General features: G+C 71.5%; 21 protein-coding genes and 3 tRNA genes. 13 read left to right on the top strand and 11 right to left on the bottom strand.

What is annotated here, in order from left to right:
- The first annotated feature begins 6 nt into the window (after positions 1 to 6).
- From tadA to ABZ873_RS04675, 7 genes are all read left to right on the top strand, one after another.
- Positions 7 to 435 carry a tRNA adenosine(34) deaminase TadA gene (gene tadA, locus ABZ873_RS04645; protein WP_360865602.1) on the top strand — a complete coding sequence of 143 codons (429 nt, stop codon included), beginning with the start codon at positions 7 to 9 and terminating at the stop codon, positions 433 to 435.
- Positions 436 to 491: 56 nt separating this feature from the next.
- Positions 492 to 576: transfer RNA gene (locus tag ABZ873_RS04650), tRNA-Ser, on the top strand.
- A 189-nt stretch (positions 577 to 765) separates the two neighbouring features.
- Positions 766 to 1,095 carry a hypothetical protein gene (locus ABZ873_RS04655; RefSeq protein ID WP_360865101.1) on the top strand — a complete coding sequence of 110 codons (330 nt, stop codon included), beginning with the start codon at positions 766 to 768 and terminating at the stop codon, positions 1,093 to 1,095.
- A 329-nt stretch (positions 1,096 to 1,424) separates the two neighbouring features.
- Complete coding sequence (locus tag ABZ873_RS04660; protein ID WP_360865104.1) at positions 1,425 to 1,586, top strand: hypothetical protein; 162 nt, start codon at positions 1,425 to 1,427, stop codon at positions 1,584 to 1,586.
- 203 nt (positions 1,587 to 1,789) lie between these two features.
- Positions 1,790 to 2,668 carry an RNA polymerase sigma factor SigF gene (locus ABZ873_RS04665; protein WP_360865107.1) on the top strand — a complete coding sequence of 293 codons (879 nt, stop codon included), beginning with the start codon at positions 1,790 to 1,792 and terminating at the stop codon, positions 2,666 to 2,668.
- 230 nt (positions 2,669 to 2,898) lie between these two features.
- Complete coding sequence (locus tag ABZ873_RS04670) at positions 2,899 to 3,741, top strand: RNA polymerase sigma factor SigF (RefSeq protein ID WP_360865110.1); 843 nt, start codon at positions 2,899 to 2,901, stop codon at positions 3,739 to 3,741.
- Positions 3,742 to 3,820: 79 nt separating this feature from the next.
- Positions 3,821 to 4,603 carry a hypothetical protein gene (locus ABZ873_RS04675; RefSeq protein WP_360865113.1) on the top strand — a complete coding sequence of 261 codons (783 nt, stop codon included), beginning with the start codon at positions 3,821 to 3,823 and terminating at the stop codon, positions 4,601 to 4,603.
- 45 nt (positions 4,604 to 4,648) lie between these two features.
- On the opposite strand, the gene ABZ873_RS04680 is transcribed toward ABZ873_RS04675, so the two are convergent.
- Positions 4,649 to 4,885 (bottom strand): hypothetical protein, encoded by a 237-nt coding sequence (locus ABZ873_RS04680; RefSeq protein WP_360865115.1) that lies wholly within the window; start codon positions 4,883 to 4,885, stop codon positions 4,649 to 4,651.
- Between the two features lie 167 nt (positions 4,886 to 5,052).
- Here ABZ873_RS04680 and ABZ873_RS04685 point away from each other — a divergent pair, with 167 nt between their 5' ends.
- Together ABZ873_RS04685 and ABZ873_RS04690 are read left to right on the top strand one after the other, a co-directional pair.
- Positions 5,053 to 5,505: a MarR family transcriptional regulator gene (locus tag ABZ873_RS04685; protein ID WP_360865605.1), complete on the top strand. Its 453-nt coding sequence runs from the start codon at positions 5,053 to 5,055 to the stop codon at positions 5,503 to 5,505.
- A gap of 13 nt (positions 5,506 to 5,518) precedes the next feature.
- Positions 5,519 to 7,153 (top strand): MDR family MFS transporter, encoded by a 1,635-nt coding sequence (locus tag ABZ873_RS04690; RefSeq protein WP_360865118.1) that lies wholly within the window; start codon positions 5,519 to 5,521, stop codon positions 7,151 to 7,153.
- 76 nt (positions 7,154 to 7,229) lie between these two features.
- Here ABZ873_RS04690 and ABZ873_RS04695 read toward each other — a convergent pair whose 3' ends face one another.
- The 7 genes from ABZ873_RS04695 to ABZ873_RS04725 all read right to left on the bottom strand — a co-directional run bounded on the left by ABZ873_RS04695 (position 7,230) and on the right by ABZ873_RS04725 (position 16,487).
- Positions 7,230 to 9,416, bottom strand: coding sequence for a glycosyltransferase family 39 protein (locus tag ABZ873_RS04695; protein ID WP_360865121.1), 2,187 nt, complete (start codon positions 9,414 to 9,416; stop codon positions 7,230 to 7,232).
- Positions 9,413 to 10,771: a bifunctional glycosyltransferase family 2/GtrA family protein gene (locus ABZ873_RS04700; RefSeq protein ID WP_360865124.1), complete on the bottom strand. Its 1,359-nt coding sequence runs from the start codon at positions 10,769 to 10,771 to the stop codon at positions 9,413 to 9,415. The genes ABZ873_RS04695 and ABZ873_RS04700 overlap by 4 nt, the downstream gene beginning before the upstream one ends.
- A 25-nt stretch (positions 10,772 to 10,796) precedes the next feature.
- Positions 10,797 to 12,437 carry an ATP-binding protein gene (locus tag ABZ873_RS04705; protein WP_360865127.1) on the bottom strand — a complete coding sequence of 547 codons (1,641 nt, stop codon included), beginning with the start codon at positions 12,435 to 12,437 and terminating at the stop codon, positions 10,797 to 10,799.
- The gene (locus tag ABZ873_RS04710; protein WP_360865130.1) at positions 12,437 to 13,204 is read right to left on the bottom strand and encodes a response regulator transcription factor; all 768 of its coding nucleotides are present in this window, start codon (positions 13,202 to 13,204) and stop codon (positions 12,437 to 12,439) included. Before ABZ873_RS04710 ends, ABZ873_RS04705 begins: the two co-directional genes overlap by 1 nt.
- Before the next feature lie 89 nt (positions 13,205 to 13,293).
- Positions 13,294 to 14,184: an amidohydrolase family protein gene (locus ABZ873_RS04715; RefSeq protein WP_360865133.1), complete on the bottom strand. Its 891-nt coding sequence runs from the start codon at positions 14,182 to 14,184 to the stop codon at positions 13,294 to 13,296.
- A 975-nt stretch (positions 14,185 to 15,159) separates the two neighbouring features.
- Positions 15,160 to 16,056, bottom strand: a complete 897-nt coding sequence (locus ABZ873_RS04720; RefSeq protein ID WP_360865136.1) for a DUF2797 domain-containing protein — start codon at positions 16,054 to 16,056, stop codon at positions 15,160 to 15,162.
- Complete coding sequence (locus ABZ873_RS04725; protein ID WP_360865139.1) at positions 16,053 to 16,487, bottom strand: Lrp/AsnC family transcriptional regulator; 435 nt, start codon at positions 16,485 to 16,487, stop codon at positions 16,053 to 16,055. The genes ABZ873_RS04720 and ABZ873_RS04725 overlap by 4 nt, the downstream gene beginning before the upstream one ends.
- 107 nt (positions 16,488 to 16,594) lie before the next feature.
- Here ABZ873_RS04725 and ABZ873_RS04730 point away from each other — a divergent pair, with 107 nt between their 5' ends.
- Positions 16,595 to 17,506, top strand: a complete 912-nt coding sequence (locus ABZ873_RS04730; protein ID WP_360865142.1) for an SMP-30/gluconolactonase/LRE family protein — start codon at positions 16,595 to 16,597, stop codon at positions 17,504 to 17,506.
- A 35-nt stretch (positions 17,507 to 17,541) separates the two neighbouring features.
- On the opposite strand, the gene ABZ873_RS04735 is transcribed toward ABZ873_RS04730, so the two are convergent.
- Complete coding sequence (locus ABZ873_RS04735) at positions 17,542 to 17,907, bottom strand: PH domain-containing protein (RefSeq protein WP_360865145.1); 366 nt, start codon at positions 17,905 to 17,907, stop codon at positions 17,542 to 17,544.
- 979 nt (positions 17,908 to 18,886) lie between these two features.
- Here ABZ873_RS04735 and ABZ873_RS04740 point away from each other — a divergent pair.
- Both ABZ873_RS04740 and ABZ873_RS04745 read left to right on the top strand, forming a co-directional pair.
- Positions 18,887 to 19,210: a hypothetical protein gene (locus tag ABZ873_RS04740; RefSeq protein ID WP_360865149.1), complete on the top strand. Its 324-nt coding sequence runs from the start codon at positions 18,887 to 18,889 to the stop codon at positions 19,208 to 19,210.
- A gap of 465 nt (positions 19,211 to 19,675) precedes the next feature.
- Positions 19,676 to 20,407, top strand: a complete 732-nt coding sequence (locus tag ABZ873_RS04745; protein WP_360865152.1) for a nuclease-related domain-containing protein — start codon at positions 19,676 to 19,678, stop codon at positions 20,405 to 20,407.
- Between the two features lie 80 nt (positions 20,408 to 20,487).
- Here the strand turns inward: ABZ873_RS04745 and ABZ873_RS04750 are convergent.
- Both ABZ873_RS04750 and ABZ873_RS04755 read right to left on the bottom strand, forming a co-directional pair.
- A tRNA-Arg gene (locus ABZ873_RS04750) sits at positions 20,488 to 20,560 on the bottom strand.
- 314 nt (positions 20,561 to 20,874) lie between these two features.
- Positions 20,875 to 20,965, bottom strand: a tRNA-Ser gene (locus tag ABZ873_RS04755).
- Between the two features lie 265 nt (positions 20,966 to 21,230).
- Here ABZ873_RS04755 and ABZ873_RS04760 point away from each other — a divergent pair.
- A complete protein-coding gene (locus ABZ873_RS04760; protein ID WP_360865155.1) occupies positions 21,231 to 21,659 on the top strand; it encodes an SSI family serine proteinase inhibitor in 429 nt (142 codons plus the stop codon).
- Positions 21,660 to 21,765 lie beyond the last annotated feature (106 nt).

Genomic DNA, 21,765 nt, shown 5'->3' on the forward strand with positions numbered 1-21,765 from the left:
GCCTCCATGCGCCTGGCGCTCCAGGAGGCCGCCCGGGCGGTGCCGGCCGGCGACGTGCCGGTCGGCGCCGTCGTGCTGGGCCCGGACGGGGACGTCCTCGCCACCGGGTACAACGAACGCGAGGCCACCGGCGACCCCACGGCGCACGCCGAGGTACTGGCGCTGCGCCGGGCCGCCGCGGAGCTCGGCGCGTGGCGGCTCCCGGGGTGCACCCTCGTGGTCACCCTGGAGCCGTGCGTGATGTGCGCGGGCGCGCTCGTACAGGCGCGGATCGCGCGGGTGGTCTACGGCGCGGACGACGACAAGGCGGGCGCGGCCGGCTCGCTGTGGGACCTCGTACGGGACCGCAGGCTCAACCACCGGCCGGAGGTGGTGCGCGGGGTCCTCGGCGAGGAGTGCGCGCGGCAGCTGACGGACTTCTTCCGCGACCTCTGAGCAGGGGCGGGGCGCCGATTTCGGCGGATGGGGGTTCGTGGGCTAGGATCCATCTCGGTAGTGTGTCCGAGTGGCCGAAGGAGCTCGCCTCGAAAGCGAGTATGGGGCAACCCATCGGGGGTTCAAATCCCTCCACTACCGCTTCGACCGAGAGCCCCGCCCCGCAAGGGTCGGGGCTCTCGGCGTTATCCGCCGTCGGCTGTCGGTGTTCCACGGCGTAGGCTTTCGGTGTTCTCCGGCTTCGGCTCCCGGTGTTCTACCGCGTCGGTTTTCGGCGTCTTCCGGCGGCCGGGCCCGGGTTTTCCGCTCGCCTCTCCGGAGGACACCCGCGTGACCGCCCGCGTCCTCGGCCGTTGTCACGGCATGACCAAGACCCAGCGCATCCTCGCCGCCTTCGCCCTCGCGGGGGCCGCCGCGGGCCTCGCCGCTCCCGCCGCCTCGGCCGACACGGCGCCCATCTCCCCGCTCACCCTCCCGGACCTGCCGTCCGCCGCGCCCGGAATGCCCGCCGGGGCGCAGCCCACGTCGGTCCAGGAGATCGGCTCGAAGCTCAGCGCGGGCGCGAACCAGCTCAACGCGCTGATGGAACTCCCCAACCAGCTCGCGCCCGTCATCGCACCCGTGCAGCCCATCGCGGACCTGGCCGGCGGCCTCGAATAGCGGAAAGCGGCACGGGGAGAGGTGGTGGGGCGGGGGAAGTGGCCACGGGGGGACAAAGCCACTTCCCCCGACGAGGACGGGCCCGCCGGTCCCGGCCGCCGTCAGGGGAAGCGCGGCCCGGACCTCGCAGTGAGGCCCTGTCCCTCACCCGCCGGTTTCCTGCCAGAACCGGTGGGCTCCCCTCCATCGTGCGCCCGCACCGGTCCCCGGCCGTGCGGCAAAGGGCCTGGAATGCCGGGTCGTTGGTCCTTAAAGGACAGGTGAGTGCCCATTCCTGACCGGTTAGACTCACCCGACTTGCCAGGACCGGTTGGGGAGGCCGCCCGCACGTGGACACCAAGAAGCTCATCACGGGTGCCCTCACCGTTTTCGCCCTCTTCGTGATCATCACCCAGCCGAAGCGGGCCGCCGAGATCGTCGGAATAGGTTTCCAGGGGATATCCGATGCGGCCTCCGGCATCGGCGAGTTCATAACCGAACTGGTGCGCTGACCCGTCCGCCGCAGCGGTTACCGGACTCCCGCCCCCCACTCCGACGGGTGGGGGGCTTTTGCGTACCCATGACCGGGCATAATGCCCGGATATGCCCAACTTGCCCTCAACACGGCTATATACGGTGCTTGCACACAGTGTGCATCTCTTGTGATGCTATGACCGCTTTTGACCGATCAGTTGACTGAAGGGGTGGCGTGACCGTGCCGGCCAGTACTGCGCCTCAGGTGCCACCCCAGCAGGACCCCCAGGTACCGCCCCAGCAGGAGCAGGTGCCGACCCAGCAGGAGCCCCGCCAGGCCCCCGCCCGTCCCGCGAGCCGGGGCGCGGACACCCGGGCCCTGACCCAGGTGCTCTTCGGCCAGCTGAAGGACCTCCAGCCGGGCACCAGCGAGCACGCCCGGGTGCGCGGGGCCCTGATCGAGGCGAACCTCCCGCTGGTCCGGTACGCGGCCGCCCGCTTCCGCAGCCGCAACGAGCCGATGGAGGACGTGGTCCAGGTCGGCACCATCGGCCTGATCAACGCCATCGACCGCTTCGACCCGGACCGCGGCGTGCAGTTCCCGACCTTCGCGATGCCCACCGTCGTCGGCGAGATCAAACGATACTTCCGCGACAACGTCCGCACCGTGCACGTGCCGCGCCGCCTCCACGAGCTGTGGGTGCAGGTCAACGCCGCCACCGAGGACCTGACCACCCTGCACGGCCGCACCCCGACCACCGCCGAGATCGCCGAGCGGCTGCGCATCACCGAGGACGAGGTGCTGTCCTGCATCGAGGCCGGCCGCAGCTACCACGCCACCTCGCTGGAGGCCGCACAGGAGGGCGACGGCATGCCCGGACTGCTCGACCGCCTCGGCTACGAGGACCCGGAGCTGGCCGGGGTCGAGCACCGCGACCTCGTACGCCATCTCCTCGTACAACTGCCCGAACGCGAGCAACGGATCCTGCTCCTGCGGTACTACAACAATCTGACGCAGTCCCAGATCAGTGCCGAGCTCGGTGTCTCCCAGATGCATGTCTCACGGCTGCTGGCACGCAGCTTCGCCCGTCTGAGATCCGCAAACAGGATCGAGGCTTAACCCCCACGGGTGTAGATCATCCACGCTTTTCGCGACAGAACGGGCTGATCACGATCTGCCCCTTTCTGTCGCTGGGGATATATGTCGACATGGCGCTACAGCGCGTTGCCGACATGTGACATCCTGCGGGAACCGCGTTTGCCGCGGCCCCGCCTCCGGTATTCAGGTGGAAGCTGCGTTCCTCAGACGGGCGCGCCGTGCGCGACCGTCCGCGACCTCAAGGGGGTGGCATGTCCGTAGACCAGGGCAGCTCCAAGGTGCTCACGCTCGTCAAGCCCGTGACACCGCCGGCAGTGGCCAACCGCTCGGAAGCCATCGACACCCGCACCCTCTCCCGCTCGCTCTTCCAGCGACTCGCCACCCTGGACGCGGACAGCCCGGAACGGGCCTACGTGCGCGACACCCTGATCGAGCTCAACCTCCCCCTCGTGCGCTACGCGGCGGCCCGCTTCCGCAGCCGCAACGAGCCGATGGAGGACATCGTCCAGGTCGGAACCATCGGCCTGATCAAGGCGATCGACCGCTTCGACTGCGAACGCGGCGTGGAGTTCCCGACGTTCGCCATGCCGACCGTCGTGGGCGAGATCAAACGCTTCTTCAGGGACACCTCCTGGTCCGTGCGCGTCCCGCGCCGCCTCCAGGAGCTGCGCCTGGCGCTCACCAAGGCCAGCGACGAGCTCGCCCAGAAGCTGGACCGCTCGCCGACCGTGCCGGAGCTCGCCGCCGTGCTCGGGGTCTCGGAGGAGGACGTCGTCGACGGCCTCGCCGTCGGCAACGCCTACACGGCCTCCTCGCTCGACTCGCCCTCCCCGGAGGACGAGGGCGGCGAGGGCTCGCTGGCGGACCGCCTGGGCTACGAGGACACCGCGCTGGAGGGCGTCGAGTACCGCGAGTCGCTCAAGCCGCTGCTGGCCAAACTCCCGCCCCGGGAACGGCAGATCATCATGCTGCGCTTCTTCGCGAACATGACGCAGTCGCAGATCGGCGAGGAGGTCGGCATCTCCCAGATGCACGTCTCCCGGCTGCTGACCCGCACGCTGGCGCAGCTGCGGCTGGGCCTCATCGGGGACTGACGCGGAGGCCGGATCGTCCACCGGGACGATCCGGCGCCGGAGCCTTCCTAATTGACGGGCCGTCAGGAACACTGGCGCGATGCGAACGGGATCGCGCGCCGCCACCGCCCTCCTCGCCCTGTGCTGCTGCGCGACCACCGCATGCGGCGGCCCGCCCCGCGAGGGCTACGCGGCCGTGGGCGCGGCGGCCCCGGGCCCCGAACGCGGCGCGGGCGACACCGTCGCCCCGGAGGCCGGGGTGGAGTTCCAGCAGCTCGGCGACCCGTCGGCGCCGGGCGGACCCCCCGCTTCATCCGGTACGCCGGCCCCACCCCCGGGATCCACACCCCCGGGCGGCCCCCCGCCCGGCGGAGCCACCATCACCGCCCCCGGCGGCCCGGCGTACACCCCCGGCACCCCCGCACGGCCGGGCACGCCCCCTCCGGCCCCCGGCACCCCCAGCGGGCCCGGCGCACCCGGCACCTCCGGCCCTCCGGCACCTCCCCCGGGCCCGACGCGGCCCACGGGAGCGCCCACCGGACCCGTGACGCGACCCCCGGACCCGCCGCCGAGCACCCCGGCACGGCTGACGCTGTCGGCGCCGGCCCGGTCCGCCGCGCCCGACCGCTGGTGCGAGCGCGTCACGGTCACCTTCACCAACACCGGCGGCACCGCGGCGCGCGCGGGCACGGTCACCTTCGCCACGCACATCATCGGCGCGCTCGGCGTCGACTGGGCGACGATCACCACCACGCAGCCGCTCCCGGCACCGCTCGCGGGCGGGGCGTCACGGACGCAGACCTACACGGTGTGCGTGGAGTCCTGGCGGGTGCCGCTGGGTATGCACGTGGACACCCGGAAGGTCACCGCGACCTGGAGCTGAGCGCGGTGATGCGTGGGGCCGGGAAGGTCCGCGACGCCGGGGCCGTCAGCCCAGGAGGAACCAGGCCACCGCGCCGATCACGAGCAGGAGCGCGACGCCGATGCCCACCTTGAGTCCGGTGCCGGATCCGGCGGCCCGCTGCTCGGCGCGGCGCTGCTGCCGCGCCCCGGGGCCCGCCTGGCGGGCCGGCGCGGCCTCGTCGACGAACGCGCGGAACATCTGGGTGCTGCCCGCGGGGTCGTAGTTGCCCTCGGGGCCCTGTGAGTTGTGGTTGTCAGCCATGGAGCAGGACCCTAGCCGGTTTTCCGATTCCTTTACCGCCCTACCCCCCGGATTCATTTGCCTGTAGCAACCATCGGCTTCTATGGTTGCCTCAAGCAACGACATGGAGGCTGCCGGTGATGCTCGTGCAGACGACTCGGACCGGGCAGGCCGGTCCGGCCCCTGACATCGGTGGGGCCGCCGGCACAGGCCGGGCGGGCGCCCCGGCGGGAACCCCGCACGAGGAGCTGGCCCGGCGGCTGACCGGCATAGGAGCGGTCAAGCGCGAACTGACCCGCCACCTGCCGCCGGACTGCCCGCCCGGCACCGCCGCCGTCCTCACCCTGCTCGACCGGCAGGGGGAGATGCGGCTGAGCCGGCTGGCCGAGCTGATGGCCGTGGACATCTCCGTCACCAGCCGCCACGTCACGCACACCGCCGAGCGCGGCTGGATCGAGCGCGAGCCCGACCCGGTCGACGGGCGCTGCCGGATCCTGCGGCTCACCCCGGCCGGGCGGGCCCTGCTCGCCGAGATCGGCGCCCGCTACACGGCGGCGCTCGAAAGAGCCCTGCACGACTGGTCCCCCCAGGACATCGACGTACTGAACACCCTGCTGGCCCGACTCCGATCGAGCTTCTAGAGGAAGGAAAGACATGGCCCAGTCGGAGACGACGACCCGACGGCCGATCCCGCCCGCGGACGGGAACGTGCCCATGACCCACCCCCAGATCATGAAGGCGCTGTCCGGGCTCATGCTCGGCATGTTCGTGGCGATCCTCTCGTCCACGATCGTCTCCAACGCGCTGCCCCAGATCATCAGCGACCTCGGCGGCACCCAGTCCTCGTACACCTGGGTGGTGACCGCGGCCCTGCTGTCGATGACGGCCGCCACCCCGCTGTGGGGCAAGCTGTCGGACCTCTTCAGCAAGAAGCTGCTGGTCCAGATATCCCTCGTGATCTACGTCCTCGGCTCGGTGGTCGCGGGCCTGTCCCAGAACACCGGGACCCTGATCGCCTGCCGCGTGGTGCAGGGCATCGGCGTCGGCGGCCTCTCGGCCCTCGCGCAGATCGTCATGGCCGCGATGATCTCCCCGCGTGAGCGCGGCCGGTACAGCGGCTACCTCGGCGCCGTCTTCGCCGTCGCCACCGTCGGCGGCCCGCTGCTCGGCGGTGTCATCACCGACACCGACTGGCTGGGCTGGCGCTGGTGCTTCTACGTCGGCGTACCGTTCGCGATCATCGCCCTGATCGTGCTCCAGCGGACCCTGCACCTCCCGGTGGTCCGGCGCGACGTCAAGGTCGACTGGCTGGGCGCCTTCCTGATCAGCGGCGCCGTCTCGCTGCTGCTGATCTGGGTCACGCAGGCCGGCGACTCCTACGAGTGGATCTCCTGGCAGACCTGGGCGATGACGGGCGGCGCGGTCGTGCTCGGCCTGCTCTTCGTGCTCGTCGAGTCCCGCGCGAGCGACCCGATCATCCCGCTGCGGCTGTTCCGCAACAAGACCATCACCCTCGCCTCGGCCGCCTCGCTCTTCGTGGGCATCGCGATGTTCTCGGGGACGGTGTTCTTCAGCCAGTTCTTCCAGCTGGCCCGCGGTGAGTCCCCCACGATGTCCGGAATCCTCACGATCCCGATGATCGGCGGCCTCTTCGTCTCCTCCACCGTCTCCGGCCAGGTGATCACCAAGACCGGCAGGTGGAAGGCGTGGCTCGTCGCCGGTGGCGTGCTGCTGTCCGCCGGCATGGGCCTGCTGGGCACCCTGCGCTACGACACCCCGTACTGGCACATCGCGATCTACATGGCGCTGACCGGCCTCGGTCTCGGCATGATGATGCAGAACCTGGTCCTCGCCACCCAGAACCAGGTGGCCCCCGAGGACCTGGGCGCGGCCAGCTCGGTCGTCACCTTCTTCCGCTCCCTCGGTGGCGCCATGGGCGTCTCCGCGCTGGGTGCGGTGATGGCCCACCGGGTCACCCACTACGTCCAGGAGGGTCTGGCCGCGCTGGGCCCGAAGGCCGCGGCGCTGGGCCACGGCGGCACCGCCGGGGGCGGGATCCCCGACCTCGACAAGCTGCCCGCGCCCTTCCGCGAGGTCATCGAGTCCGCGTACGGGCACGGCGTCGGCGACGTCTTCCTCTACGCCGCGCCGTTCACGGTCCTCGGCCTGGTGCTGGTGCTGTTCATCAAGGAGGTCGCTCTGCAGTCGAAGCCCTCGACGCACGCTCCGGCGGCCGGTTCGGCCACCTCGGCCGAAGCCCCGTCCGCGAACGCCTCGATCTCGGCCTGAGCAATCCTTCACGAAGGCCCGGACCCCGCGGGGGTCCGGGCCTTCGTGCGTCCGGTTCCGGTGTTCCCGGGGCGGCTCAGGCCGCCGGAGCGGTGAGGTCGTAGAAGGTGGCCCCGCCGATGGTGGACGGCTGGTACGTGGCCTTGATCCAGGTCTCGATCTCCGTACTGGTGCCCCCGCCGGGGCCTCCGGCGCCGCGGGCGCCGCGGCTCCTTTCGGCGCCGGCTCCGGCTCCGGTGCCGGTGCCGGTGCCGGTGCCGGTGCCGGCTCCTCCGGATTCCGTGGACTGGCCGATGAACCAGTGGATCCTGCCCGCCCGGACGTACTCCTGGAACTGCGCCAGGGTGGGCGAGGGGTCGCTGCCGTTGAAACCGCCGATCGGCATGACGGGCGCCCCGGAGGCGAGCTGGTAGCTGGCCGCGTTCTGTGAGCCGATGGCGGCCGCCGCCCAGGTGTACCGGCCGGCGTCGGTGGTCAGGGCCGCCTTGGCCTCCGCGCTGACGCGGGCCCCGTTGAGCAGCCCGCCGGGGCCGCCGCCGCCCGGGGCGCCGCGCTCGGCCGTACGACCGTCCGTACCGCCTTGGCCCTGGCCCGGCCCTCGGCCCTGGCCCATCGGCATTCCGCCCGGGGGCATGCCTCCCTGCGGCATACCGCCCTGCGGGGGCGCGCCGCCCGGACGGAAGCCGCCCGGGGCCCCGCGTCCGCCCTGGCCGTCGGACCGCGTCCCGTCGGGGCCGCCGCCGGGACCGCCGCCGAAGCCGCCGCGGCCGCCCGCCACCGCCGGACCGGCCGTCACGATGGAGCCCGTGTGCGCGGTGTTCACGGTGGTCATGCAGTACGCGAACGGTCCCGCCAGAGCGGCGGCCACACCCAGCGCCGCCGTGGCCCGCAGGGCCTGCCGCCGCCCGGCCCGCGCCGCGAACGGCAGGGCCAGCGCGGCGAGCAGCCCGCCCGCCAGTACCGCCCAGCGCAGCCACGGCAGATAGCCCGTGGACCGGCCCAGCAGCACGTACGACCACACCGCCGTCAGCGCGAGCGTCCCGGACAGGGTGGCCGCGGCGGCCGCGGAGCCCCGTTCCTCCCACAGCACGGCGACGCCCATGCCGATCAGCGCGGCCACGAAGGGCGCCAGCGCGACCGTGTAGTACTCGTGGAAGATCCCCTGCATGAAGCTGAAGACCAGCGCGGTGACCAGGAGCGAGCCGCCCCAGGCCAGGAAGGCCGCGCGGGCCATGCCGTCCACCGAGTCCGTGGCCCGGCGGGCCCGCCAGGTGATCACCAGCCCGGCGACGAGCAGCACCAGGGCGGCCGGCAGCAGCCAGGAGATCTGACCGCCGATGGCGCCGGAGAAGAGCCGGCCGAGACCGGCCTCCCCCCAGCGGCCGCCGCCGGGCCCGCCGCCCCCGCCGACGCTGCCGGTCTCGTTGCCGTTGATCCGGCCGAGCCCGTTGTAGCCGAGGGTCAGCTCCAGGAAGGAGTTGTTCTGCGAACCGCCGATGTACGGGCGGGAGGCGGCGGGCCACAGCTCCACCACGGCCACCCACCAGCCCCCGGCGAAGACCATCGCCACCCCGGCGAGCAGCAGCTGCCCGAGCCGCCTGCGCAGCCGGGTGGGCGCGCAGACCGCGTACAGCACCGCCAGCGGCGGCAGGATCAGGAACGCCTGGAGGGTCTTGGTGAGGAAGGCCAGGCCCACCGCCACCCCGGCCCCCACCAGCCAGCGCGTGGACGCCCCTTCGAGGGCCCGCAGCACGCAGTACACGGTGACGGTCAGCAGCAGGGTCAGCAGCGCGTCGGGATTGTTGAAGCGGAACATCAGCGCGGCGACGGGCGTCAGCGCGAAGGCAGCCCCGCCCAGCAGCGCCGCTCCCGGCCCGAACTGGCGGCGTACGGAGGCGTACAGCACGGCCGTGGTCGCGACGCCCATCAGGGCCTGCGGGACGAGGATCTGCCAGGCGCCGAGCCCGAAGAGCCGTACCGACAGCATCATCGGCCAGAGCGCGGCCGGGGGCTTGTCGACGGTGATGGAGTTCCCGGCGTCGGAGGAGCCGAAGAAGAACGCCTTCCAGCTCTCCCCGCCGGCCTGCACGGCGGCCGAGTAGAAGGAGTTCGCGTACCCGGAGGCGCCGAGGTCCCACAGGAGCAGGACGGCGGTGGCGGCCAGCAGGCCGGCGAAGGCGGGCCGTTCCCAGCGGGGCCGGCCGGTGCGTGCGTCGGCCGTGGCGGCGGCCGGGAAGAGCGGGATTGCTGCCGCGGTGGTCATCGGCCCTCCTCGGGTGTCGGGGTCGTCGGGGGAGTCAGGGAAGTCGAGGAAGTCGGGGACATTGGTGTCGCCAGCGTCGCCGGGTTCGCCGGGGACATCGGTGCCTCCGGGGTGCCGCGCCGCTCGGGGAAGACCCAGGCGCGCAGCAGCAGGAAGCGCAGCACGGTGGCGGCGAGGTTCGCGGTGATCAGGACGGCCAGCTCGGTGCTGTGCGCGGGGGCGGCCGTGGCCGCGTCCAGGGCGGCGAGGGAGCCACTGGTGAGGGCCAGCCCGATGCCGAACACCACCAGCCCCTGCGCCTGGTGGCGTACGGCCCGCTCGCGGCCGCGCACCCCGAAGGTGAGCCGGCGGTTCGCCGCGGTGTTGGCGACGGCCGAGAGCAGCAGGGCGGCGCCGTTGGCGAGCTGGGGTCCGGCCGCGCCGCGGAAGGCGGAGTAGAGGGCCAGGTAGAGGACGGTGGACAGGATTCCGACGGTGCAGAAGCCGATCAGCTGGCGGGCCAGCCCGCCGTCCACCCCGGGTACGGCCGTCCGGTCGCGCGGGTCGTCTCCGAAGGGGCGGGCGAGCCGGTCGAGGGGGAGCGCCCCGACGGCCAGGGCCCGGCCCACGCGCCAGACGCCCTTGAGGTCCTCGGCGGCCGTGCGGACGATGTGCACGGTGGAGTCGGGGTCGTCGACCCAGTCCACCGGCACCTCGTGGATCCGCAGCCCGGCGCGCTCGGCGAGCACCAGCAGCTCGGTGTCGAAGAACCAGCCCGTGTCCTCCACCAGCGGCAGCAGCCGCTCCGCCACCTCGCGCCGGATCGCCTTGAACCCGCACTGGGCATCGCTGAACCGGGCGGCGAGGGAGGAGCGCAGCAGGAGGTTGTAGGCGCGGGAGACGAACTCCCGCTTGGCCCCGCGCACGACCCGCGAGGAGCGCGCCAGACGGGTGCCGATGGCGAGGTCGGAGTGGCCGGAGATCAGCGGCGCGACCAGCGGCAGCAGGGCGTTGAGGTCGGTGGAGAGATCGACGTCCATATAGGCGAGGACGGGCGCCTCCGAGCCGGACCAGACCGTGCGCAGCGCCCTTCCGCGCCCCTTCTCCTCCAGCCGGGTGCTGCGTACGCCGTCCAGTGCGGCGGCGAGCCCGGCCGCGACCTCGGGGGTGCGGTCGGTGCTCGCGTTGTCGGCGACCGTGATCCGGAAGGGGTAGGGGAAGGTCCGGCTGAGATGGTCGTGCAGTCGGCGCACGCACGGGCCGAGGTCCTTCTCCTCGTTGAAGACCGGGATCACCACGTCGAGGACGGGCTCGCCAGGCACGGGCGCGAGGGGCGCCCGGGCCGGAAGGGCCCCGGGAGAGGTGTCGGTTGGCATGCTCCGACCCTCGCGGGGCGGCCTGTCACCTCAGTGTGGTGAGCCTGTGGCCTGTCTGTGAGTGCCGGCGCGTAGCGCTCTGTGCGGGCCGCAGGGTGCCGCGCGCGAGCGGCAGGACCACCTCGAAGCAGGTCCGTCCCGGCTCGCTCGTCACCTCGACGCGGCCGCCGTGGGCGGTGACCACGGCGTGGACGATGGCCAGTCCGAGCCCGGTGGAGCCCGCGGCGCGGGAGCGGGAGGCGTCGCCGCGGGCGAAGCGCTCGAAGACGTGGGGGAGCAGTTCGGGGGCGATGCCGGGCCCGTCGTCCTCGACACGCAGCAGGACGGCCGATGTTTCACGTGAAACGGTCGCTCGTGTTTCACGTGAAACGGCCGCGGATGTTTCACGTGAAACACGCGCGGTGACGGTGGTGCCCGGCGGGGTGTGCGTACGGGCGTTGGCCAGCAGGTTCACCAGTACCTGCTGGATCCGGGCCGCGTCGGCCCGTACGGGTGCGGGCTCCTCGGGCAGGTCCAGCCGCCAGTGGTGCGCGGGGCCGGCGGCGCGGGCATCGCTGACGGCGTCGACGACGAGCGGCACGAGGTCGGTGCCCGTATCGGCCTCGGCTCCGGCCTCGGGCTCGCCCTGCTGGGGCGGGCGTCCCGCGTCGAGCCGGGCCAGCAGCAGCAGGTCCTCGACCAGGCCGGTCATCCGCGTGGCCTCGGACTCGATACGGGCCAGCGCGTGCCGGGTGTCGGGCCCGGGCTCCTCCCGGCCGCGGCGGGTCAGCTCGGCGTAGCCGCGGATGGAGGCCAGCGGGGTGCGCAGCTCATGGCTGGCGTCGGCGACGAACTGCCGGACGCGGGTCTCGCTCTGCTGGCGAGCGATCAGGGCCGAGGAGACATGGCCGAGCATCCGGTTGAGGGCCGCGCCGACCTGGCCCACCTCGGTACGGGGGTCGGCCTCGGTGTCGGGGACCCGCTCGTGGAGGGCGGGCTCGCCCTGGTGCAGGGGGAGTTCGGAGACCCGGGTGGCGGTGGCGGCGACCCGGCGCAGCGGGCGCAGGGCGACCCCGACCAGGGCCTGCCCGGCGAGGGAGGCGGCGAGCAGCCCGGCGAGGGTGACGCAGACCTCCACGGCCACCAGGGTGCGCACGGTGGAGTCCACCTCGCGCAGCGGGAAGCCGAGCACGAGGCTGCCGTCGGCGGACGCCTGCACCCGGTAGGCCCCGAGGCCCGGCAGGTCCGCGTCCACCGGGCGGGGCTCGCCGCCCCGTGCCGCCTTGCGGCCGGCCTGGGCGAGGGCCGCGCTCTGGGCCTCGGTGAGGGGCGGCAGCCGCTGGCCGGAGGCCCAGCCCTCGACGCGCGCGTTGCGGGCGCTCCCGAGGACCGCACCGCCTGGGTCCAGGTGGATCCCGGCCGCGTCCAGCGGGCTGCCGGGGGGCATGAAGAAGCCGGAGGGGTTCTCCCTGGCCGCTTTGCTGCCGGGAGGCCGGGGGGCCATCTTGAGCGAGCCCGTCAGCTGCTCATCGGCCTGGTCGACCAGGTACGAGCGCAGGGCGAGGGTGGTGACGGTCCCGATGGCGGCGCCCACAACGGCGATCAGCGCCACCGCCGAGACGACGAGCCGGGTCCGCAGCGACCACCGGCGCCGGGCGCGCGGCCGCCGCTTCCCGCGCGGGGCCACTACTCGGCCGGCTTGATCAGGTATCCGGCGCCCCGGCGGGTGTGGATCATCGGGGCCATGCCGATGCCGCTCTCCAGCTTCCGGCGCAGGTAGGAGATGTAGAGCTCGACCACGTTGGCCTGGCCGCCGAAGTCGTAGGACCACACCCGGTCCAGGATCTGCGCCTTGCTCAGCACGCGCCGCGGGTTGCGCATCAGGTAGCGCAGCAGCTCGAACTCGGTGGCGGTGAGGTGGATGTCCCGGCCGTCCCGGGTCACCTCGTGACTGTCCTCGTCGAGCCGGAGGTCGCCGACGGCCAGCACCGAGCCGCCGCGGGCCGCCTGGGCCGCGCCGGAGCGCCGTACGAGCCCGCGCAGCCGGGCCACGACCTCCTCCAGGCTGAACGGCTTGGTGACGTAGTCGTCCCCGCCCGCCGTGAGGCCGGCGATCCGGTCCTCTACAGAGTCCCGGGCGGTCAGGAAGAGCACGGGGACCTGCGGGATCTCCCGGCGCAGCCGCCCGAGGACGGCGAGGCCGTCCATGTCGGGGAGCATGACGTCGAGGACCACCACGTCGGGCCGGAATTCGCGGGCTGCGCGGACGGCCCCGGCCCCGTCACCGGCGCTGCGGACCTCGCAGCCCTCGTAGCGCAGGGCCATGGACAGCAGCTCGGAGAGCGATGCCTCGTCGTCGACGACAAGCACCCGGCAGGGGCCACCGTCGGGCCGGACCAGGGCGGAGGGGTTGCTGGTGGACGTGGACGCGTGAGAGGTGGTCGTCGCAGTCATACCGCATACGGTGTCCCGGGCCTCTGAGAGCGTTCTTGTCCCTCCCTGTGAATTTCCTGAGAAAGAAAACCGCAGGGCGGCGGCGCCTCTCAGAGCTCAAGCTGGAACAGCCGGGCACCGTTGTCATGGCAGACGGCACGCAACCAGGCGTCCCCGAGGCCGAGCCTTTCGAGGGCGACGAGCTGGTGCTCGTAGGGGTAGGGGATGTTCGGGAAGTCGGTGCCGAGGAGGATCCGGTCACCGAGATCCGCGAGCCGTCCCAGGTCGGCGGGCGGATAGGCGCCGCCGAGCCGGTCGGAGAAGTCCGTGAAGGCCATGGTGGTGTCCAGCCGCACCTCGGGGTACCGGTCGGCGAGATCAAGAAAATCGGCGTACTCGGGCATGCCCATATGCGCGATCACCAGCGGCAGCCGCGGATGGCGGGCCAGCAGCCGGGCGATCGGTGCGGGCCCGGTGTACTTGCCGGGGGCGGGCCCGGAGCCGCAGTGGATCACGGTCGGGATCCCGGCCTCCGCGAGCAGCCCCCAGACGGCGTCGAGCCGCTCATCATTCGGGTCGTAGCCGCCGACCTGGAGATGCGCCTTGAACACCCGCGCCCCGCCCTCGACGGCCTGGTGCACATACTCCTCGACCCCGTCCTCGGGGAAAAAGGTGGCCGTGTGCAGGCAGCCAGCGGTCCGACCGGCGAACCCGGCGGACCAGGAATTGAGCCACGCGGCCATCCGCGGCTTGTGCGGGTAGAGCAGGGAGGTGAAGGCCCGCACCCCGAACTCCCTCAACAGCGCGACGCGCTCCTCCTCCTCGTGCCGGTAGGTGATGGGCCACTCGACCCCGGTCAGCGGCCCGACCGCATCGAAGTAGTCCCACACCTTGAGCAGCACCCGCTCGGGCATGAAGTGGGTATGCACGTCGACCAGCCCAGGAATCCCGACCCGCCCCCGAAACCCCCGAACCGCCTCAGCCGTTCCGGACAAAGCCATGCCTCCCTTCGCGGCTTGCGCCGTGCTCAGCCGCTCCGCATGGTGCCCGCGGAAACAGCCCACGGCGATCCTGAGCGCCCGGCACACCCAACGTTGTCGGACGTACGCCGACCGCCGAAAACGGCCACACCATAGGGCGGTTCAACTCCCGCCAAGGACAGAGCCCTCATGACCCCACCCTCGGCTCATGATCCGTCCCTATCCATGGCGAACACCCCGGAACAGCCAAAGAGTTCCGAGACTTGACCCAGAACCCTCCCCCACCCGAACCACCCTCAGAACAACCCGCCTTGCTCAGCGGGAGCACTGAACCGCCATCGGGGCGACGTCCCAGCTCCGCCAGCCAGGCCAGCCGACATCAGAACAACCGGCCCTGCTCAGCGGAAGCACCGGCCGCCGCCGACTCCACGCGAGCCCTGCTCAGCCGGTCACGCCAGCGCCAGAACAACCCAGGCCGGGCCCCCCGGTCGCCGCTGAACTACGAGCGAGGGCCCCTCCTCCACCAACCCGGCCGCAACCAGGACAGCCGCTCCACCAGCCGGGCCAGCCGACGTCAGAACAACCCACCCACTCGACGGAACGACCGGACGCCGCCGGTACCCGGGGGAGACTCTCAACTCCGCCGAGTGGCCACCGTCCGCGCAGACCGCCCTCCTCGGCGGGACCACCGGCCTCCCCCGAGATCCAGGCGAGGGCCTTCCTCCGTCAGCCCCGGCCGAGGTCAGCACAATCCATCCTGCGCGGCCGAACCACCGGCCTGAGCCGGGATCGGAGCGATGGCCCTCTCCCTCTCCGACCCGACCGACGTCAGAACAGCCCGCCCCGCTCGATGGAGCCACCGACCGCCGCCGGTATCCGGGCGCGGGACCCCAGCCCGCCCAGCGGGCCGACGTCTTACAGCCCGTCCTGCCAGGCGGGAGAACCCGCCGCCCCCGGCCTCCGTACGAGGGCCCACCCCCGCCCACCCGACCGGCGTCAGAACAACCCGTCCTGCTCGGCGGGAGCACCGGCCGCAGCCGCCGGGATCCGGGTGAGCGGGACCGAGGTCGACGCGTCCGGCTCCGGGACGGCGAGCTGCCAGCCGGCCAAGAGCCGGGTGTCGACCACGAGCCCGTCCGCGAGGTGCAGATCGGGACCCGCCGCGCCGACGAGCCGTCCCACGACCGCTCCGCCGGCCGCCATCTCCGCCACCACCCGCGCGGGAGCGGGCAGTCCCTCCCAGCCGTCCATCCCGAACGCCCGTGCATGGTCGGTCACTTCGCAGGCGACCGGCTCCAGGGAGTCCGGCCACCCGGCCAGCGTCGCCGCCCGGACGTGCAGCTCGGCGACCTCGCGGGCCCGCTCCGGGGCGCCGGGCAGATGCGCCCGCACGGCGCGCTTACGGGCGTACGCGATCCGGTCGGGCACCCCGAGCGCCGCGCGCAGCAGCTCCTCGGTGCGCCGCGCGGCCATCAGCGGCCCGCGCCCCAGCCAGGCCCAGGCCACCGCGCCCTGCTCCAGCAGCCGGGTGGAACCCCGCTCCTCGGCCGTGATCCCGACCTTGACCATGCCGGGTCCGAACCAGGCCAGGTAGACCCGGTAGGTCCGCGGATCAGCGGCGTTGGTGTCGGCGGCCACGGAGAACGACCGGTCGAGGCGAGCACACTCGGGGCACTGGGCGTTCCCCGCACGGCCCGGCACGGTGGCGACGGTGGGGCAGGCCGTCCGCCTGCCGCCGCGCCACACACCGAGGCAGTGCCGGTCCCCGCGCGCGACGAAGGCCAGCGCCTGCCCATAGGCGAGCACGCTCACCCGCTCCTCACCCCCGTCCCCGCACCATCCGATCACGGGAGCGCCGTCCTTCCACCGCAGCCCGGTGCACCACCAGCTCACAGCGGGAGCGGCCGCTCGAAGAAGGTGTCCAGCACGACGGTGGCATGCGTACCGCTGACGCCGTCGATGGCATAGAGCCGGCGGAGCACGTCCTGCAACTGCTCGGTGGAGGCCGTGCGCACCTTGACCAGAACCGACGCGCTGCCCGCGATGATGTGCGCCTCCTGGATCTCGGGGATGGCCGCGAAGTCCTCGGCGGACTCGCCCATCCAGGCGTTGGAGTCGACCATCACGAAGGCCAGGACCCCGCTGCCGACCGCGGCCGGGTCGACGTCGATGGTCGTCCGCCGGATCACCCCGCGCTCGCGGAGCTTCCGTACGCGCTCGTGGGTGGCCCCCGCCGAAAGCCCGACGGCCGTGCCCAGGGCCGCGTAGGACTGTCCGGCGTCCTGCTGCAGGCGCAGGACGAGCGCCCGGTCGATGTCGTCCACGCAATCTTCCTCTCATGGGCCTGACAACCCTTGCGAAGACGGTACCTGATCCTGCAATCTCACCATCAGACCGAACAGAATTCGGCGAATCGCCCTTAGGGGGAATCGTGTCTGTCATAGCTGACCTCACCTTGTACGAGATCCTGGATGAACGCTTCCGCACCGGCCGCTGCGCCAACGGCGATGCCCGGCTCGAACGGCTCTACGACGACTGCCGCTGGGCCGAAGGCCCGCTGTACCTGCCGGCTTGGCGCCAACTCGTATGGAGCGACATCCCCAACGACCGCATGCTCCGCTGGGACGAGGCCACCGGCGCGGTCTCCGTCTTCCGCTCCCCGGCGGGCCACTCCAACGGCAACACCCTGGACCGGGAAGGCCGCCTGATCACCTGCGAACAGGGCAACCGCCGCGTCACCCGCACCGAGCCCGACGGTCGCCTGACCGTCATCGCCGACCGCTTCGAGGGCAAGCGGCTCAACAGCCCCAACGACGCCGTGGTCCGCTCGGACGGATCGGTCTGGTTCTCCGACCCGGACTTCGGCATCACCAGCGACTACGAGGGCCACCGCGCGCCCAGCGAGATCGGCGCCTGCAACCTCTACCGGGCCGACCCCGCGACCGGCGAGGTCCGCATGGTCGCCGACGGCTTCCTCGGCCCCAACGGCCTGGTCTTCTCCCCCGACGAGAGCGAGCTCTACGCCTCGGACACCCGCGCCGGCCACATTCGCACCTTCAAGGTGACGGACGAGGGCACGCTCACCGGCGACCGTGTGTTCACCACCTGCCCCGGCGTCGACAACATCCGCTTCGACGACGAGGGCCGGCTGTGGGCGGCTGCCATGGAGAACGGCGTCCACTGCTACGCCGCGGACGGCACCCTCATCGGCCGCCTCCGCGTCCCCGAGCCGGTCTCGAACATCGCCTTCGGCGGCCCCAAGAACAACCGCCTCTTCATCACCGCCACCACCTCCCTCTACTCCCTGGTGATGTCGGTGACCGGCCTCCCCCGCGCCCTCTGAGGCCACCCACGACGCGTCCGGCTACCCGCGCCCGACTACCGGGCGACGAACTGCGTCAGAATCGCCTGCAGCTCATAGATGTCGACCCCCTTGGTGAAGGTCTTCTCGATCGGCGCCGGGGTCCCGGATATCCAGATCTTGAGCTCGGCGTCGAGATCGAAGTGGCCGGCCGTCTCCACCGAGAAGTGCGTGATGCTCCGGTAGGGGACGGAGTGGTACTCCACCTTCTTGCCCGTGAGCCCCTGCTTGTCGACGAACACCAGCCGCCGGTCGGTCAGCAGGATGGTGTCGCGGATCAGCACATACGCCGCATGCACCTGCTCCCCCGGCCCCAACAGCCGCGCGTAGTCCCGTTGCGCCGACACGTGGTCGACGGTGTGCGCGTTCCCGAACAGTCCCATGAGTGCCCCCTTTTTCCGACTTCCGACGATCCATTCGGACGATCTACAAGAACCGTAGTGAGACGCAGCCGTAGCCCGCGTCCCCCGCAGGAGCCATCCCACCCCTGACATCCCCCGGGGGACCCCCTGCCCACCAGGAACGACCCCCACCCGCCGACCGCCCCACCCAGGAAAAAGGCCGGAGGCCCCGAACTTCCGTCCGGTTCTCTGCCCTGCTGTGCACTCGGCAGGATCCGAACCTGCAACCTTCTGAGCCCTAGCTACAGTGAGATCGGTCAACGGCATTCATCCCGGCCGATGTACGGCTCCGGCGGGTGTTACAGGATGAGATGGGTTGTTGTGGTTGCTGTACGTCGCTGCCGTACAGCACGATGCCTTCATGGCGTCTTGGTCAGGGGAGGGCCGCTATGAAGCGAGGCACGGAGCCGTACGACGCAGCGCTCGACGCGATGATCATCGTTCTTCAGCGTTGGGCACGAGAAGCCCGGAAGAATGGGTGGTACAGCGCTCTGAGCGCCGAACTGCAGGAGCTCGGTCATCCTGTACACCACCGCTCCAGAACAATGAGCGAGCTTCTGGCCGACGTCTGTCACAGAGAGTGGGCTAACGGAGCGCCCATGCTCTCGGTCATTGTCATCAACAAAAAAAGTGGCGCCCCATCTGGCCAATTCTTCGAGTTGGCCAGGACAGGCCCCTTCCATCGCATTGGCTCTGACTGGGGCTGGGAAAGCGAGCGCTCCCACGTCTTCGCGTACTACAGCCAGAGCTAGTCGACACACCGCATCTGAATGGCCGCTAACCACAGACAGGCCAGGAGCTGTTCGCAGACAGACCGTCGCCGGATCCCGGTGGCGCCCGTGATTCCCCGGAAGATCGGACACGAGAGGGGCACGGCGTGGACTGGAAAGCCGTCGCAACGTTCGCTGTTGGAGTGATCGGACTCATAGGCGTTTTAGCGCAGCGCCGATACAATAGGGCAGTGGGTCGCGATCGCGCGAAAGCCGATCTAGAACTTCTGGCACTGCTGCCAGACGACAGCTCGGTGCGGGACGATCTGCGCAGCCACGTCGATGAGACCATCCGCCACATCATCAGCGTAGAAGACACTGAGAGGCGGGATGCTTTTGGGATCGTCCTTGCATCCGCTTTTCTAGTGGTCAGCGCAGGCTTTGGCTATTGCTTTGTTGAGTACGGAGGATGGTGGCTTGCCCTAGCGGGCGCCTTCTTCTTCATCTTCGGTGTGGTCGGCTTGGCCAGTGATGGGCCTCGCCGACAAAGGGATAGCCGGGGTAGGAGGATCTAAGCCCGCATTACCGGGGCAAGCCCACTACTCACCCAACTCCCACCTCAGCCCCACTCGGCCGGCCCTAACGGCCTGGCCCACGCCATCCCAGAGGCCGGAGCGCCACCGCCGGAGGTATGGCGGTGACGACGGAACCCGCGAGCCTAGGCGTTTAACTCATGCCCTCTGGCCTATCCCGCCTCACAGGGGCCGGCCACCGGCGCAGCCAGGGGGCCGCCCCCGCGGAGCTGGGGAGGCCAGCCGGTGGAGTGGAGAGCGGCCGGGGGCTCGATGGGGTGGAAGACGCTGTGACAGATCGTGGCCGGGTCGGTGGTGGGCGGTGGCTTGTGTGGTGGGGTGGGGGCTGCTCCTATGGGGTGCTGGTCATCCGGAGGTAGGGGGCGGGCCGTGGATGGGTTACGGGTGTCGCCGTGGGAGCGGCATGGGTACGACCGGCTCTACGTGAACACGCCGGACGGTACGGCGGTGGCCTGGTTCGATCGGAAGACCGGGCATGTGCAGATCAAGGATGAGCGCTTCCGGGATGCGGCTCTGAGCGCCCTGGCGCGCCATCTGCCCTCGCCGGCGCCCACCTCCCCTCCACCGCCCGCTCACGATCTCGCGCTGCGTCGTCCGGGGCAGGCGCTGCGGGACAAGGTTCAGCGGGAGGGACCCGGCCTGGTGGGGCGCACGGTCGCGTGGATCCTGCGGCGCCCGCCGAGTCCCTGGCAGCTCGGGCTGCGGGGTGAACGCGTCGTCGGCCGGGAGCTGGCCCGGCTCTCGCGACGGGGATGGTCCGCCCTGCACTCGATACCCCTCTCACCCACCTGGGACATCGACCACCTGCTCATCGGCCCCGGCGGGGTCTTCTCGATCAACACCAAGAACCACCACGGCCGGAGCGTGTGGGTGGGAGATCACTCCGTGCGGGTCGACCACGGCCCGGGACGCCCGTACGTCCGCAACAGCCGCCGCGAGGCCGCCGTGGTGCAGAAGGTGCTGGAGCGCGGATGCGGGTTCCCGGTCGTCGTGAACCCGCTGCTCGTCTTCGTCCGGCCCGCCCGGCTCGACACCGTGGCCTCGCTCACCGATGTACAGGCGCTTGAGGACCGAGGGCTCGCGGGGTTCACGTCGTTGCCCGGGGTACTCCGCCCGGATCAGGTCGCGGACCTCTACGCCGTCGCTCGCGATCACCGCTCCTGGCCGGCCGACCGCTGACGCAGACACGGCCGGGGCGATTGCTGTACGGCGGAAACGCCAGAGGCCCCGGACTTTCGTCCGGGGCCTCTGACCTGCTGTGCACTCGGCAGGATTCGAACCTGCAACCTTCTGATCCGTAGTCAGATGCTCTATCCGTTAAGCTACGAGTGCTTGGGCTTCTCGGGGTTTTTCGCCCCGTTGGCCTTGCGAGAACAACAATACATGGACCTCGCCGGGACGCGAAATCCATTAGCCACACCCCTGCTGACCTGCGGAAACGCTCCGGACGTAGATCGTCCGGATGAGTTCGCACAAAGGTCGGGCGGGCCACGACGTCCTCGAACAGGGCGCCCCGAGGGACGTTCGCTCCCGCACCCCGGCTCGGCGCCGCACGGCGCCCTACGCACCGCCCGTGCGCACCATCCGTACCGGACCCCGAACGCATCGAAGCCCCGGTCCTGACGGACCGGGGCTTCGATGAACTGCGGAGGCGGAGGGATTTGAACCCTCGATGGGGTGTAAGCCCCAAACCGCATTAGCAGTGCGGCGCCATAGACCGGACTAGGCGACGCCTCCAGCACACCCTCGCGTACGAAGGTGCGTGCAGATGATGACACAGGCGCGGGGCCCCTCACCAATCCGCTCCCACGGTACTAGGCGGGACCGGCCCAGGGCAAAGCCTTAAGGGCCCCGCCGCGAAGGCTCCGCCGCGCGCAACAGCCCCACCCGACCTCCGCACCCAACAGCCCCACCCAACCGCCGCACGCAACAGTTGCGCGCAACATCGGCGCCCCCGGCTCGTTGGTCAGGCGTACGTCGTACGGACGACCTGGAGTGCCCCATGCTGCGTCTCGCCGCCTTCGCCGTCACCTCGGCCCTCGCCAGCGCGGCGGTGGGCCCGCTGCCCCCGCTTCCCCTGGCACGTCTGCTGGTGGCACCGGACCGCCTCACCATGACCATGGCCGACACCGGCAACCGCAGCCTCGACGGCCGCGAGTACCGCCTCGAATGCGACCCGGTCGGCGGCGACCACCCCGAGGCGCAGGGCGCCTGCGACCGCCTGGCCGAGCTCGCCGCCGCGGGCCGGAACCCCTTCGCCCCCGTCCCCGCGGACCAGATCTGCACCAAGCAGTACGGCGGACCGGCCACCGCCCGTGTCACGGGGACATGGAAGGGGCAGAAGGTGAACGCCACCTTCCGGCGGACCGACGGCTGCGAGATCAGGCGCTGGGACGAGTTGGAACCTCTGCTTCCGAGTGGGCGTTCCTGACCTGGGAGGATGGCCGGGAGGAGCGCGATCCGCCCCACATCGGCCACCCCGCCGCGGGCCCGTGGCCTTAGACTCCTCCCGTGACTTGCCGGTAGTCGTTGGTCAG

Source organism: Streptomyces sp. NPDC047014 (assembly GCF_040644195.1).
Taxonomy (GTDB): Bacteria; Actinomycetota; Actinomycetes; order Streptomycetales; family Streptomycetaceae; genus Streptomyces.